At 61.5% G+C, this 15251-nt stretch carries 9 protein-coding genes; 6 read left to right on the forward strand and 3 right to left on the reverse strand.

The window, feature by feature from the left end; translation table 11 throughout:
• Positions 1-11 precede the first annotated feature (11 nt).
• Complete coding sequence (gene gppA / locus M2366_RS15365) at positions 12-1508, forward strand: guanosine-5'-triphosphate,3'-diphosphate diphosphatase (RefSeq protein ID WP_224431658.1); 1497 nt, start codon at positions 12-14, stop codon at positions 1506-1508.
• A 22-nt stretch (positions 1509-1530) separates the two neighbouring features.
• Positions 1531-1788, forward strand: a complete 258-nt coding sequence (locus M2366_RS15370; RefSeq protein WP_224431657.1) for a Rho-binding antiterminator — start codon at positions 1531-1533, stop codon at positions 1786-1788.
• A gap of 87 nt (positions 1789-1875) precedes the next feature.
• Here the strand turns inward: M2366_RS15370 and M2366_RS15375 are convergent, their stop codons facing one another.
• From M2366_RS15375 to prlC, 3 genes are all read right to left on the reverse strand, one after another.
• A complete protein-coding gene (locus M2366_RS15375; protein WP_157014104.1) occupies positions 1876-2646 on the reverse strand; it encodes a class I SAM-dependent methyltransferase in 771 nt (256 codons plus the stop codon).
• Positions 2647-2697: 51 nt separating this feature from the next.
• On the reverse strand, positions 2698-5247 hold the full coding sequence (locus tag M2366_RS15380) for a bifunctional diguanylate cyclase/phosphodiesterase (protein ID WP_259270111.1): 2550 nt from the start codon (positions 5245-5247) through the stop codon (positions 2698-2700).
• Positions 5248-5380: 133 nt separating this feature from the next.
• Entirely contained in the window at positions 5381-7423 is a 2043-nt protein-coding gene (gene prlC, locus M2366_RS15385; RefSeq protein ID WP_259270112.1) for an oligopeptidase A, read from the reverse strand.
• A gap of 203 nt (positions 7424-7626) precedes the next feature.
• Here prlC and M2366_RS15390 point away from each other — a divergent pair, with 203 nt between their 5' ends.
• The 4 genes from M2366_RS15390 to kdpB all read left to right on the forward strand — a co-directional run bounded on the left by M2366_RS15390 (position 7627) and on the right by kdpB (position 15177).
• A complete protein-coding gene (locus M2366_RS15390) occupies positions 7627-9594 on the forward strand; it encodes an ATP-binding protein (RefSeq protein WP_259270113.1) in 1968 nt (655 codons plus the stop codon).
• 136 nt (positions 9595-9730) lie between these two features.
• Positions 9731-11080, forward strand: coding sequence for a glutathione-disulfide reductase (gorA, locus tag M2366_RS15395; RefSeq protein WP_259270114.1), 1350 nt, complete (start codon positions 9731-9733; stop codon positions 11078-11080).
• Positions 11081-11446: 366 nt separating this feature from the next.
• Positions 11447-13126: a potassium-transporting ATPase subunit KdpA gene (gene kdpA / locus M2366_RS15400; protein ID WP_259270115.1), complete on the forward strand. Its 1680-nt coding sequence runs from the start codon at positions 11447-11449 to the stop codon at positions 13124-13126.
• Complete coding sequence (kdpB, locus tag M2366_RS15405; RefSeq protein ID WP_259270116.1) at positions 13123-15177, forward strand: potassium-transporting ATPase subunit KdpB; 2055 nt, start codon at positions 13123-13125, stop codon at positions 15175-15177. The genes kdpA and kdpB overlap by 4 nt, the downstream gene beginning before the upstream one ends.
• Positions 15178-15251: the final 74 nt, after the last annotated feature.

Here is a 15251-nt window from a genome sequence, read left to right on the forward strand (position 1 = left end):
GGGCAGCCAAGTTGCACAACTCGCCGCTCTATGCTGCCATCGACCTCGGCTCCAACAGCTTCCATATGCTGGTGGTGCGCGAGGTCGCTGGCGCTTTGCGTACCGTCACCAAGGTCAAGCGCAAGGTGCGCCTCGCCGCCGGTCTCGATCAGGAATTTCGCTTAAGCCAGGCTGCCATGGCCCGAGGTTGGGACTGCCTGCGCCTGTTTGCCGAACAGTTGCAGGACATTCCCGCCGATAACATTCGGGTGGTAGGCACGGCGACCCTGCGTCTGGCAACCAACGTCGATGAGTTCCTGAGCGAGGCCGAACGTGTCCTCAATCACAACATCGAGGTCATCTCCGGCGAGGAAGAGGCGAAAACCATCTACGAAGGGGTCTCCTGGACCTCCGCCGGGGAAGGCAATCGCCTGGTGATCGACATCGGCGGCGCCAGCACGGAGCTGGTGATCGGCGAACACAGCGAAGCCAAGCTGCTCAACAGCCTGCACATGGGCTGTGTCACCTGGCTCAACAATCATTTCGGTGATGGCGAGCTGAGCGAAGCCCGCTTCAACCAGGCCATCGCCGCCGCCAAGGCCGTGCTGACACCGGTCGCTGAGGATTACCGCGCCCTGGGTTGGCGCACCTGTGTCGGCGCCTCGGGCACCGTCCAGGCGCTGCAAGAGATCATGCTGGCCCAAGGCAAGAGCGAGCGGGTTACTCTGCCCAAGCTGCAAGAGCTCATGGAGCAAGCCATCGGTTGTGGTCGCCTCGACAAGTTGCGGCTTGAGGGGCTGGCGGCCGAACGGCTGACCGTGTTCCCCTCGGGTCTCGCCATCCTGATCGCCATCTTCGAGGTGCTCGGCATCGAGAGCATGACCCTGGCGGGGGGCGCCCTGCGCGAGGGACTCATCTACGGTCTGCTCGGCAATAATCATGACTGTGATGCCAGGGATCGCACCGCAGACAGCCTGATCAGCCGCTACCAACTCGACAGGGAACACGCCGAGCGCGTCAGGGATACGGCGGTCGAGGCATTCAACCAGCTGCAACCTGCCTGGCGTCTCTCCAAACGCTACGGTCGCCCCATCTTGCGCTACGCCGCCCTGCTGCACGAAATAGGCCTGTGCATCGAGTACAAGAAGGCCCCTCAGCATGCGGCCTACATCATCGACAACATCGACATGCCGGGCTTCACCCCTGCCCAGAAAAAACTGCTGTCCGCCCTGCTGCTCAACCAGCGGGATGAGTTCAAGCAGGAACCTCTGGACCGCCAGGGTGCCGTCACTGCCCGCCAGGCCACCCGCCTTGCCCGCATACTGCGCATCTCGCTGATCCTCTGCATGCGCCGCACTCAAGGCACTGTGCCCCAGTTCACCCTGACCGCGGACGAAGATGCCCTCACCCTCAGTCTGCCCAAGGGCTGGCTGGACGAACACTACCTGCGTGCCAGCGAGCTGCGGCTCGAGGTCGAGCGCCAGCAGAAACTCGGCTGGCCGACCCAGCTACTGGAACTGGAAGCCTGAAGGCAACCCCAAGGAGAGCGCCATGGCAGACTATCAGCCCATCAGCTGTGACCTCTACGACTGGCTCGAAATTGCCGCACGCTGGCAACTGCCACTGACCCTCACCACCCGGGATAACCGCTGCTGGCAGGACAAGATTGAAACCATTCAGGCTCGGGATGGGGTTGAGTTTCTGTTGCTGGCAAGTGGCGAATGGCTCAGCCTGGCTGAGCTGATCAGCCTCGATCTGACGTGGCAGGGAGAGCCGCGCCATATCCATTTCAAGGCCCAGGCCGACTGATGCGGGACAAGCCTGCGGCGAACGAAGAGAGGGCCAGCGATTGCTGGCCCTCTCTCTTTGTCACTGGGGTAGTCGGGATGGACCCGCTCAGTCGGCGACGACCTGGGTCAGCGCCGCCATCACATAGACATCGAAGCGGTTGTTCTTGGTCTCGATCGCCATGCTGGGTTTGTTCTCATCGAGCCAGCCCGCATAAGATGGCCGTTTCACCACCACCCGTCGCTGCGCCATCTTGAGCGCCGCCGGCAACAGGGCATCCGCATCGAGATCCGCCCCCACCAGGGACTGGAATACCCGCATCTCCTTCTTCACCAGCGCCGACTTTTGCTTGTGGGGGAACATGGGATCGAGGTAGACCACCTCGGGTCGCTCGGACAGGGCCAGCAACTGCTCGGCAGCGGGCCCCTGGATCAGCTGCATCCGCTCGCTCACCCAGGCACCGATATAGGGATCTTGCGCCGCCCGCACCAGACCATCTGCCAGCAAGGCCGCCACCACAGGGCTGCGCTCTATCATGGTCACCTTGCAGCCGAGTGAGGCGAGCACGAAGGCATCGCGTCCCAGGCCAGCGGTCGCATCGACCACGGTCGGATTGGCCCCGGCCTTGAGGCCAACTGCCTTGGCGATGGATTGACCCCGGCCGCCACCAAACTTGCGTCTGTGGGCCACGGCGCCCTCTACGAAATCGACAAAGACGGCCCCCAGCTTCTCTTCATCCAGCTTGCGCAGCTCCAGTCTGGTCTCGGTGAGGACCAGGGCGAAGGGAGCGGCGAAGCTGACCCCGGCCAGCCGTTGATGCAGGTCATGGAGCTCGCCAGCGCGGGCAGGGGCTTCACAGGAAACCAGGATAGGATACATGGGGGCACTCATGGCAGCGGACATGGCGGCCATGATAGCAGAAGCGGCAACTCAGCTCACGATGGGCAGGCTCATGCCGTTCCGATTCAGTTCCAGATAATTGACCAGATCATCGAAGGCCAGCGGCCTGCTGAGCAGATAGCCCTGGGTAAAGGCACAGCCTTTGTGGCAGAGGAAGTTGAGCTGCTCCCGGGTCTCCACCCCCTCGATCACCACCTGCATGCCGAGGTTGTGCACTATGTTGATGATGCCATCGAGCAGCATGCTGTCCTGTTCGTTGAAGGGGATGTGGCGCACGAAGCTGCGGTCTATCTTGACCAGATCCACCGGGAAAGTGCGCAGATAGGTGAGTGCCGAATAACCGGTGCCGAAGTCGTCGATGGCCAGCTTGCAGCCAGCCTGGCGCAGGGCCTCGATGCGGATCCTGTGCTGATCGCTGCTCTCCATCAACAGCGATTCGGTGATCTCGATGATGATGTCGCTCGGGCTCAGCTGGAAGTGCTCAATCACCCTCAACCATTCGGAGGCCTGGGGATCTATGGTCTGGAACTCCAGGGTGGAGCGATTGATGGACATCTGCAGCTCGGGGAAACTCGAGCCCTGCAGGCGAGCCAGATCGCGGCAGGATTGCCACAATACCAGGGCTCCCAGGCTCTGGATCAGGCCAGCTTCCTCTGCCAGGGGAATGAAGTCAGCCGGTGATACCTGCCCCCACTGCGGGTGATACCAGCGCACCAGCGCCTCCAGCTTGGCCACCCGCCCGCTGCGATTGTCCCAGATCGGCTGATACGCCATGGTCAGCTGCTCTTGCTTGATGGCCTCCGCCAGATCCTGCTGCATCTGGTGGCGCTGGCGCACCTCTTCACGCATGGCGGCGCAGTAGCTGTCGAGGGGCCGCCCCTTACGTTTGGCAGCAAACAGCGCCTGCTCGGCATTGCGCAGCAACTCATCGCTCTCGCTGCCATCGCCCGGGCAGAGGGTGACACCTATGGTTGCCGTCACATAGAGCTGCTGATTGGCCAGCATGAACGGACGGGCGAAGCTGCCCTGCACCTGTTTGGCAAACACCTCGGCCTGGCGGCGACTGACGATGCCTGGCACCAGGAAGGCGAACTCGTCACCGCCGATGCGGGCCACCAGATCCTCGGTGCGTACCCGACTCACCAGTCGATCGGAGACCTCCCGCAGCAGGGCGTCCCCCACATGGTGATCCATGCTGTTGTTGACCGCCTTGAAGTTGTTGAGATCCAGCACCATGAGCGCGAAGCGCTCGCCCCGCTCACAGAAGCGGGTCAGGCTGCGGCCAAACAGCCAGCGGTTCGGCAGGCCGGTGAGGTTGTCGTAGTTGGCCTGGGTCGCAATCTTCTGTTCGGCGAGCTTGGTTTGGGAAATATCGCTGGAGATGGCGATATATTGGGTGATCTTGCCCCCTTCGCGCAGGGCGCTGATCATCAGCTGCTGGGGGTAGAGCTTGCCATTCTTGCGCTTGTTCCACACCTCGCCACGCCAGATACCGACCCGGGACAGGGTATGGTACATGTCGGCATAGAAAGCCTCATCATGGAGCCCTGACTTGAGCAGGCTGGGGCGCTGACCACAAGCCTCCTCACTGCAATAGCCGGTGATCCGCTCGAAGGCCGGGTTGACCGAGATGATGCGACTCTCGGCATCGCACACCAGTATGGCTTCGGAGAGATTGTCATAGACCCGGTGGGAGAGCTTGAGCTGCTCGGCATGACGGCGGGCGTCATCTATGTTCTCCAGCAGCAGCATCAGGTGTTCCGGCTCCTGGCGATCATTGCGTACCAGGGTCAGGGTGACCCGGCCCCAGAGGTCATGGCCCTCCTTGTGGCGGTAGCGCTTCTCCAGGGTGACGGCACTGCGCTCCCCACGCACCAGCTCCCCATAGCTCGCCAGGCTGCGCAGCCAATCCTCCGGGTGGTGGAGCTCGGCGGCCGTTCTGTGCAGCAACTCCTCCTCGCGATAACCCAAGATGTTGGCGATGGCCGGATTCGCCCACAGGAGCCGCCCCTGCAGATCCAGCTTGCCGATACCGACCGGGGCATGTGCCAGCATGGCATCCATGGCGGGGGAAGGAAGGAGAGAGGGGCTCGGGGTCTGAGGCAGGCCGAGAGCCAGCTCGCGGCCAGCCAGGGGGGCCAGCAGGCGCAGCACACTCATCACCCTGTCCATGCACTCCTGGCCCTGATGGAACCAGAGGCTGCAGAGGCCTATGGTCTCGCCATGGGCATTCTTGAGGGCGATGCCCGCATAGCCGCGCACCTCATCATGGGTCATGAAGATGGTGGCGAGGGGAAACAGCTGGGGCAAGCGATCGCTGAACCAGGCTTCACCTTGTTGCAGCACTATCTCTCCGGGCGTAGCGGCGATGGGGAACACTTCCCCCCTCATGCCCAGGGTGGCCGGATAGGCGGCATGGATCTCGAACCCCAGACCGCTGCTATCTCGCCCCGCGATCAATACAACGTCTGCCTGTACCGCCGCCGCGAGTTCAGTCACGAAGCTGTCAAAATACCCCAGCCCACTGGTGTGAGACAGGTTTGACATGATCCGGTAGACAGATGTGAGTGCTCGCCTCATGGCAAGATGCATTCTCTCCTTTAAGTATGAAGGGCGACTCTACTCAAGAGCGCAGGTCAGTGCAAATCGGGTCATCGCAAGGCATTCAAATTACGTTAAAAAAGGGACCAAAGGTCCCTTTTTATTACGAAAATCAGGCTGCGATCCCGCTATGGCGTAAAAGTGCATCCACTTGAGGCTCTCTCCCCCGGAAGGCACGGAACAATTCCATCGGCTCCTTGGACCCTCCCTTCTCCAGAATATGAGTCAGGAACGCCTGGCCCGTCTGGGGGTTGAAGATCCCCTCCTCCTCGAAACGGGAGAAGGCATCCGCCGACAGCACCTCGGCCCACTTGTAGCTGTAATAGCCAGCCCCGTAACCACCGGCGAAGATGTGGGAGAAGCTGTGCTGGAAGCGGTTGAAGGCGGGAGGCGTCAGCACGGCGACCTGGCTGCGCACCTCGGCCAGCAACGCCGGGATCTGATCCGGCTTGGCCGGATCAAACTCCTGGTGCAGACGGAAGTCGAACAGGGCAAATTCCAGCTGGCGCAGCATCTGCATCGCCGCCTGGAAGTTGCGGGCCGTCAGCATCTTGACCAGCAGATCCTCGGGCAGAGGGTCCCCCGTCTCATGGTGGCTGGAGATGAAGGAGAGCGCCTCGGACTCCCAGCACCAGTTTTCGAGGAACTGGCTGGGCAGCTCGACCGCATCCCAGGCCACACCGTTGATGCCCGCCACCCCGGCCACATCTATCTGGGTCAGCATATGGTGTATGCCGTGGCCAAACTCGTGGAACAGGGTCACCACTTCGTTGTGGGTGAAGAGTGCCGGCTTGCCGTCGACCGGGCCATTGAAGTTGCAGGTCAGGTAGGCCACCGGGTTTTGCAGTGAGCCATCCTGACGATAACGACGACCCAGGCAGACATCCATCCAGGCCCCGCCCTGCTTGTGTTCCCGAGCATAGAGATCCAGATAGAAGCTGCCACGCAGCTCGTCTTCACTGTCGAAAATATCGAAGAAGCGCACATCCGGATGCCAGGTCTCGATGCCGTAACGCTCGCGTACCTTCATGCCAAAGACCCGGCGTACCACCTCGAACAGGCCATGGACGACCTTGCCCGCCGGGAAATAGGGGCGCAATTGTTCATCCGAGATGGAGAACTTGTGCTGCTTGAGCTTCTCGGCGTAATAAGCGAGATCCCAGGCTGAGAGCTCACTCTGGCCATGATGCTCGGCGGCGAAGGCGCGGATTTCGTCGAGTTCGACCCGCCCCTGGGGCAGGGATTTCTCGGCCAAGTCGGTGAGGAAGCCCACCACCTGTTCCGGTTTGTCCGCCATCTTGGTGGCCAGGGACAACTCGGCGTAATTGGCAAAGCCGAGCAACTGAGCCAGCTCGCGGCGCAAGGAGAGCAGCTCGGTCATGATGGCGCTGTTGTCCCACTTGCCCGCATTCGGGCCCTGATCCGAGGCGCGGGTGCAGTAAGCCGCATACAGCTCTTCACGCAGCGCCCGGCTGTCGGCATACATCATCACCGGCAGGTAGGAGGGAATATCCAGGGTAAACAGCCAGCCCTGCTGCTGCCGCGCCGTAGCCAACTGTTTGGCGGCGGCCAGCACGCTCGCGGGCAAACCAGCCAGTTCGGCCTCGTCGCTCACCAGCTTGCTCCAGCTCATGGTCGCATCCAGCACATTGTTGCTAAAGCGGGAGGCCAGCTCGGAGAGGCGCGCCTGGATCTCGCCGTAGCGCAGTTGCTGCTCGGCGGGCAGGCCGATGCCGGACAGACGAAAATCGCGCAGGGTGTTCTCTATCTCTTTGCGCTGGGCGGCGCCGAGCCGGGGAAAATCATCGCTCTGGGCCAGCTCGCGATAGGCCTGGTAGAGCCCCTCGTGTTGGCCGACATAGGTCTGGAATTCGGATAACAGCGGCAGGCAGGCATCGTGGGCGGCACGCAGCGCCTCGCTGTTCATGACGGCGTTCAGGTGGCTGACGGGTGACCAGATGCGGGCCAGGCGATCGTTGACCTCCTCCAGAGGGGCGATCAGGCTGTCCCAGGTGTGGGATTCCGTCTGGGTCAGTACATCCTGGATCTTCTGTTTGCTATCAGATATCGCCTGCGCCACGGCAGGCTGGACATGCTCAGGCTGAATGCGGCTGAAAAGCGGCAAGGAGTCCATTGTCAGCAAAGGGTTATTCATCCTGTCGTACCTCATCTCTAAGCCCCTGCTGTCCAGAAGCCTTATTATTTTGCTTGGACCATCTAAGATGTAGGCTCCGACAGCAATAATCAAGCCTTTGCCTGCAAACCCTCGGCTCGCGCACAGCTTGTGGCAAACCCCCACGACAGCCGGAAACGAAGCGGTTAGACTGAGCCCCTCACTATCCAGACCGCAAGGACGCCATGTCAGGACTCTTCCCTCAGACCGCAAAAGCCTTTGGCTTTAACGGACTCTCCTATCGGCTGCTCTCTTACATCCTCATCTGCAGCACCGTCCTGGCCTTCATCATCACGGCGCTGCAGCTCGTCTGGGACTACCGCAAGGATGTGGCGCTCATCGAGGGCAGCATTGACCAGATCCACGCCTCCTTTCTCCAACCCATCTCCGCCAGCCTGTGGAACCTGGATGAAGAGCAGGTCAAGGTGCAGATAGAGGGCATCATGAACCTGCCTAACATGCAGTTCGTCATGGTCAAGGAGATGCTGGGCAGCTCGGAAGTACCGCTGCTGACCCAGGGGGCAGAGCGGGACAGCTATGACATCTCCCGCGAGTTTCCCCTGACCTATCAGGGTGAGCTGGTCGGCAAGCTCTTCGTCGCCGCCTCTCTTGACCAGGTTTATCAACGGCTTATAGAAAAGTCCGTGCTAATACTGGTCAGCCAGACCATCAAGACCCTGGTGGTCTCGTTTTGCATACTGTTCATCATTTACTATCTGGTGATCAGGCACCTGCACCGCATCGCCCAGTACACGGAGCAGTTCAATCTGGATCGCCTCGCGATCTCCCTCGCCCTGGAGGGGCGCCCCCTGCCCCGCAAGAAGCCCGATGAGCTCGATACCCTGGTTGCCACCCTCAACGAGATGGGCAGCCGCTTGCAGGACGAACTCATGGCCCGCCATCAATCCGCCGAGCAGTTGCAGCAAGAGCGCGACTTCTCCGCCACCCTGATCAACTCGGCCAACATGGTCATCTGCTGCCTGGATCCCGATCTCACCATCGCCAGCGTCAACCCGGCAGCCATACTGCTCACCGGCTACCACCAGCAGGAGATCCAGGGTCACAACTGGCTGGAGCTGTTCGTGGATGAGGCCCAGCGCGACCCCATCCGGGCCCGCATAGCGGCGCAGGAGAAGATTGAGGATGAAGAGTTGCTGATGCGCGATCAAGACGGCTGCGAGCTCACCTTGCAGTGGACCTTCGCCCCTTTCTATGAGGGAGAAGCGCTCAAGTACTTGATAGGCTTTGGTTATGACATCACCCGACTCAAGCTGATCGAGCGGGAGATCACCGAATTCAACGAGCAGCTTGAAGGAAAAGTGCAGGAGCGTACCCGCAGCCTGAGCGACGCCAACGAGCAGCTGGGTCAGGCCTATGATGACCTGAAGCAGGCCCAGCAGACCCTGGTGGAGTCGGAAAAAATGGCCTCTCTGGGATCCCTTGTGGCCGGGGTTGCCCATGAGATCAACACGCCAATCGGCATCAGTGTGACCGCCTCCTCCTATCTGCAGGAGCAGGTGACCGCCTTCAAACAGCACCTTGATGCCAAACAGCTGTCACGCAGCTATCTCAACGAATTCACCCTCAATCTGGATGAGTCCATGCAGCTGTTGCAGAGCAATCTGCGTCGGGCCTCCGAGCTGATTGCCAGCTTCAAACAGGTGGCGGTCGATCAATCCTCGGAGGCGCGATACAGCTTCAATGTCTCCGACAACCTGCATCAGGTGGTGGTCTCCCTCGGTCACAAGCTCAAGAAGGCCCAGTGCGAGCTGGATATACAGTGCGATCCCAAGCTCAGCCTCTACTCCTTCCCCGGCAGCTTCACCCAGATCTACTCCAACCTGATCCTCAACTCCATCCATCACGGTTTCGACGATTGGGACAGACCCAAGAAGATCACCATCAGGGTAGAGCGCCGGGATGAGAGGCTGGTGATCGACTACTCGGACAACGGCCGTGGCATCCCGGCCGCCATATTGCCGCGCATCTTCGATCCCTTCGTCACCTCCAAGCGTGGCCAAGGGGGAAGCGGGCTCGGTTGTCACATCATTTACAACCTGGTGGTGCAGCTGTTGCGCGGCCGCATTCACTGCAGCAGCGACCCCGGCCACGGTGCCCAATTCCACATCAGCGTCCCCATGCAGGTCAGCTGAGCCCGACCTGGCTGCCCGTTTGATGCTGGCGTTCGATGGCACCCATCGACAGATAACTGGACGCCGGCTCTTGTGAGCCGGTGCTTTTGTCCCCATCATCGGGTATTGCACCCTAAACAAGTGGAGAGCCACACCCATGGCACAGCATTTTGACTATATCGCCATCGGCGGCGGCAGTGGCGGTATCGCCTCGGCCAATCGCGCCGCCATGCATGGCAAAAAAGTAGCCCTGATCGAAGCAAAAGAGCTGGGGGGTACCTGTGTCAACGTCGGTTGTGTGCCCAAGAAAGCCATGTGGTATGCCGGCCAGATCGCCGATGCGCTCAGATATGGCGCCGACTACGGCTTCGATACCACACTCAACCACTTCAGCTGGGCCAAACTGGTCGAGTCACGCCAGGCTTACATCAGCCGCATTCACCACTCCTATGAGAATGTGCTCGGCAAGAACAAGATCACCGTCATCAAGGGCTTCGCCCGCTTCATCGATGGCAAGACGATCGAGGTCAATGGCGAGCAGTACAGCGCCGATCACATACTGATCGCCACCGGCGGTCATCCGGAAGTCCCCACTATTCCCGGTGCCGAACATGGCATAGATTCCGATGGCTTCTTCGCCTTGAGCAGTCAGCCCAAACGCGTCGCCGTGGTCGGCGCAGGTTATATCGCCGTCGAGATCGCCGGTGTCATGCAGGCCCTGGGCTCGGAGACCCACCTGGTGGTGCGCAAGCAGGGCCCGCTGCGCAGTTTCGATCCCATGGTCCAGGAGACCCTGGTCGAGATCATGGCCGCCGAAGGCCCCAAGCTGCACACCCATGCCGTGCCCAAAGCCATCATCAAGAACGCCGATGACAGCCTGACCCTGCAACTGGAAGATGGCCGCCATCTGACCGTCGACTGTCTGATCTGGGCCATAGGTCGCGCGCCTGCCACCGACCGGCTCAACCTGGCCGTTGCCGGGGTCACCCTGGATGCCAAGGGTTATATCCAGACCGACAAGTTCCAGAACACCCAGGTCCCCGGCATCTATGCAGTGGGTGACAACACCGGCCGCATCCAGCTCACCCCGGTAGCCGTCGCCGCCGGCCGTCGCCTCTCCGAGCGGCTGTTCAACAACAAGCCAGACGAGCACCTCAACTACGATCTGGTGCCGACCGTGGTGTTCAGCCACCCCCCCATCGGCACCATAGGCCTGACCGAACCCGAGGCCATCGCCCAATATGGTGAAGATCAGATCAAGGTCTATCGCAGCCAGTTCACCGCCATGTATTCGGCGCTGACCCAGCATCGCCAGCCCACCCGCATGAAGCTGGTCTGTGTCGGGCCAGAGGAGAAGGTGGTTGGCCTGCACGGCATAGGTTTCGCCATGGACGAGATCCTGCAAGGCTTCGGCGTGGCCATGAAGATGGGCGCCACCAAGGCGGACTTCGACAACTGCGTGGCCATTCATCCGACCAGCGCCGAAGAGTTCGTAACGATGCGTTGAGGCTGAGTAACGGGGAACAGCGTTCCCCTTCCCATCCCACCAATGCCGAAGAGTTCGTGACCATTCGACAAGGTCCACTTCTGAGTCTCAAACCCGGCCAAGTGCCGGGTTTTTCTTTCTGCCGCACCAGCGATGCACGCTGCGATGAAATTACGTTAACCCTATCTTTTTACGGTAATTTTACGCCAACCACCGGCCACTTTATGGCGCCTTTACGCCCTTGTTCCATATGCTTTCAGGGTCAAATCCGACCTTGGAAATTTCGCTATGGAGTCGCTATGAACTGGCTGTATCTACTGCTTGTCCTCGCCCTCGTCTGTTACTTGGCTCGCGCTCTGACGCGCAGCCATGAGTGAGGAAACCATCATGTGGCAAGCCTATCTCTACCCGGCCGCCTTCGTGCTGCTGGTACTGCTCCCCGCCCCCTGGCTGGGTGCTTATATTCACCGGGTCTTCGAGGGACGGGTCAGCTGGTTGGCCCCCCTCGAGCGCCTCACCCTGGGTTGCTGTGGCACCGATGGCCGGGAGCAGGACTGGAAGTCCTATGGCCTGAGTCTGATCGCCTTCAACGGCGCAGGTGCCGGTCTGCTGTTCCTGATCCTGATGGCCCAGGGACTGCTGCCCCTCAACCCACAAGAGCTGCCAGGGTTGAGCTGGTCCCTGGCCCTCAATACCGCGGTCAGCTTCATGACCAACACCAACTGGCAAGCCTATTCCGGTGAAGCCAGCCTCTCCTATTTCAGCCAGATGGTCGGGCTCACGACCCAGAACTTCGTCTCGGCCGGTACCGGGGCCACTGTGGCCATCGCCCTGTTCCGTGGCTTGTCCCGCCAACAGACCCATCATCTGGGCAACTTCTGGCGCGATCTGGTGCGCTTCTGCCTCTATGTCTTGCTGCCCATGGCGCTGATCATGGCCCTGCTGCTGGTCTGGCAAGGGGTTCCCCAGAGTCTGTCTGCCTACCTGCCATTCCATGGTGTGGAAGGACAGGAGCAGCTAATGCCGCTGGGTCCTGCCGCCTCGCAGATTGCCATCAAGCAGCTCGGTTCCAACGGGGGCGGCTTCTTCGGGGTCAACTCGGCTCATCCGTTCGAGAACCCGACCGCCCTCGCCAACTGGCTGGAGATGGTCACCCTGCTGACCCTGCCCGCCGCCATGGTCTGCACCCTGGGCCGCTACGTGAAGGATGCGGGCCACAGCCGCGCCATCCTGGTGGCCATGACCCTGCTGCTGGTACTGGGGCTCAGCCTCGCCATCAGCCAGGAGCTCAAGGCAGATCCCAATCTGGCGCAACTGAGCAGTCAGGCGGGTAACTGGGAGGGCAAGGAGAGCCGCTTCGGCCCTGTGCTGTCCAGCATCTGGGAAGTGGCGACCACTGCCGCCTCCAACGGTTCGGTCAATGCCATGCATGACAGCTTCACCCCCCTGGGTGGCATGGTCGGCATGATCAACATGTTGCTGGGCGAGGTGGTGTTTGGCGGCGTCGGTGCCGGTATCTACGGCATGATGCTGTTCGTGTTGCTGACCGTCTTCCTGTGCGGACTCATGGTGGGGCGCACCCCCAGCTACCTCGGCAAGCGACTCGGCATCACTGAGATGAAGTGGGTCGTTGCCAGCATGCTGGTCATGCCGGTCGGGGTATTGGTGATCGGTGGCCTCACCCTGCTGATGCCCGGCTCGCAAGCCATCATCGGTCACGATGGCCCCCACGGCCTGTCTCGGCTGCTCTATGCCTACGCCTCGGCGGCGGGCAACAACGGCTCCGCCTTCGCCGGTTTCGGCGCCGCCGACAGCTGGCAATGTGTAGCCATCGCCCTGGCCATGCTGCTTGGTCGCTTTGGCTACATCATCCCGGTACTCGCCATCGCCGGCCAACTCGCCAAGGCACCCACCCAGGAGCGGGGCGACGGGGACTTCCCGGTACGCGGCCCGCTGTTTATTACCTTGCTTATCATCACTGTCCTGCTGATGGGCGGCCTCTCCTTCCTGCCCGTGCTGGCACTGGGACCCGTCGCCGAACATCTGCTGCTAGGAGTTCAACCATGAGCCTATCCAATGCCAATTCGCTGACTGGGGACGCCACCAGCGGCAAGAGTCACTCCTTGCTGGCCCAGGCCGCCATCACGGCGCTGCGGCGCTTCCACCCCAAGGCGCTGCTGGCCAGCCCCATCCTCTTTACGCTCTGGCTGGCGGCGCTGATGGCTACCATAGAGTCCCTGCTTGGCCAGCCCTTCTCCGGGGTAACTGCCAGCCTGGCCTGGCAGCTCACGGCCTGGTTGTGGCTGACCCTCTGGTTTGCCAACTTTGCCGAGGCGCTGGCCGAGGGGAGAGGCAAAGCCAGGGCCGACAGTCTGAAGGCGGGCATGAGCCAGCTTCAGGCACGCTGGGTCAGCTCCCCGGAGGACAGTCTCGGCAGCTGGATCCCCGCCAGTCAATTGGTGAAGGGGGACATGGTGCTGGTCTGCAGTGGCGAGACCATACCGGCGGATGGTGAGGTCATCGCCGGGATCGCCTCGGTCAACGAGGCCGCCATCACCGGGGAATCTGCCCCCGTCATTCGCGAGTCCGGTACGGATCGCAGTGGTGTCACCGGCAACACCCAGGTTGTGTCGGACAGGATCTGGGTGCGCGTCACCCAGAATCCAGGCGAGAGCACCCTCGACAGAATGATTGCATTGGTCGAAGGAGCAAAACGCCAGAAGACCCCGAATGAGATGGCCCTCGATGCCCTGCTGGTCGGACTGACCCTGATCTTCTTGTTGGTGGTCGCAACCCTGCCCTGGTTCCTCGGCTACAACGGCAGCCAGGTGCCCAGACTCTATCTGATCGCGCTCTTTATCACCCTGATCCCGACCACCATCGGCGGCCTGCTCTCCGCCATCGGTATCGCCGGCATGGACCGGCTGGTAAAGCTCAATGTCATTGCCAAATCGGGTCGGGCGGTCGAAGCGGCCGGGGACGTTCGCACGCTCTTGCTCGACAAGACGGGGACCATCACCTTCGGCAACCGCATGGCGGACGAGTTCATTCCGGCGCCCGGCATAGAACCCGCCATGCTGGCTCAGGCGGCCATGCTGGCCTCCCTTGGCGATAACACCCCAGAGGGGAAATCCATCCTGACCCTGGCGGCCAAGAGCCAGACCAGGCCTAGCCTGGACCCGGATGATCGCCTGATCCCCTTCAGTGCCGAGACCCGGTTGAGCGGGCTGGATCGGGGTCATCTTCAGTATCGCAAAGGGGCCGTCGATGCCGTCCTCGCCTATCTGGGAATGACCCCCAAACAGCTGGTCGAGCCAATCCGCCTGGCGGTGGAGAAGATTGCGCGTCAGGGTGGCACCCCGCTGCTGGTCTGCAATCAGGAGAAACTGCTCGGGGCCGTCACTCTCAAGGACATCATCAAGCCCGGTATCAAGGCGCGCTTCCAGATGTTGCGCCATCTTGGCATCCGCACCGTGATGATCACCGGGGACAACCCGCTCACCGCCGCCGCCATCGCCGCCGAGGCCGGAGTGGATGACTTCATCGCCGAAGCAACGCCGGAGAAGAAGCTGGCCTATATCCGTCAGGAGCAGGCGGGTGGACGCTTGGTGGCCATGTGCGGCGATGGCGCCAATGACGCCCCGGCCCTGGCCCAGGCCGATGTGGGTCTGGCCATGAACGAGGGCACCCAGGCCGCCAAGGAGGCGGGCAACCTGATTGACCTGGACTCCAACCCCACCAAGTTGCTGGACGTGGTGCAGGTCGGCAAGCAGTTGCTGGTGACCCGGGGAGCCCTGACGACCTTCTCCATCGCCAACGATGTGGCCAAATATTTCGCCATACTGCCCGCCCTGTTCATTGCCGCCTACCCGCAGCTTGATGCGTTGAACCTGATGCAGCTTGGCAGCCCCCAGAGCGCCATCTTGTCGGCCATCATCTTCAACGCCCTGATCATTGTAGCGCTGGTGCCTCTAGCCCTGCGTGGCGTCAGTCTGAGTGGCAGTGCCGCCAGCCTGCTGCGCCGCAACCTGCTGGTCTATGGCCTCGGCGGGCTGCTGGTTCCCTTTGTCGGCATCAAGCTCATCGATCTCGTCGTCACCGGCTTTGGCCTGGTGTAGCAAAACCCCATGGGGGCCACTGATGCAGGCCCCCGATTCATCGCGTTCGCCGTCACCGGCCGAACGCCAGGAAG

It is taken from the genome of Aeromonas sp. BIGb0405, from assembly GCF_024807335.1.
In the GTDB taxonomy this organism is placed as follows: Bacteria; Pseudomonadota; Gammaproteobacteria; order Enterobacterales; family Aeromonadaceae; genus Aeromonas; species Aeromonas rivuli.

Bases quoted from the DNA above. Each gene is read 5' to 3' on its own strand.
- M2366_RS15370 (WP_224431657.1), top strand. From the start codon at position 1,531: ATGGCAGACTATCAGCCCATCAGCTGTGACCTCTACGACTGGCTCGAA.
- M2366_RS15375 (WP_157014104.1), bottom strand. From the start codon at position 2,646: ATGTATCCTATCCTGGTTTCCTGTGAAGCCCCTGCCCGCGCTGGCGAG.
- M2366_RS15380 (WP_259270111.1), bottom strand. From the start codon at position 5,247: ATGAGGCGAGCACTCACATCTGTCTACCGGATCATGTCAAACCTGTCT.
- prlC (WP_259270112.1), bottom strand. From the start codon at position 7,423: ATGAATAACCCTTTGCTGACAATGGACTCCTTGCCGCTTTTCAGCCGC.
- M2366_RS15390 (WP_259270113.1), top strand. From the start codon at position 7,627: ATGTCAGGACTCTTCCCTCAGACCGCAAAAGCCTTTGGCTTTAACGGA.
- gorA (WP_259270114.1), top strand. From the start codon at position 9,731: ATGGCACAGCATTTTGACTATATCGCCATCGGCGGCGGCAGTGGCGGT.
- kdpA (WP_259270115.1), top strand. From the start codon at position 11,447: ATGTGGCAAGCCTATCTCTACCCGGCCGCCTTCGTGCTGCTGGTACTG.
- kdpB (WP_259270116.1), top strand. From the start codon at position 13,123: ATGAGCCTATCCAATGCCAATTCGCTGACTGGGGACGCCACCAGCGGC.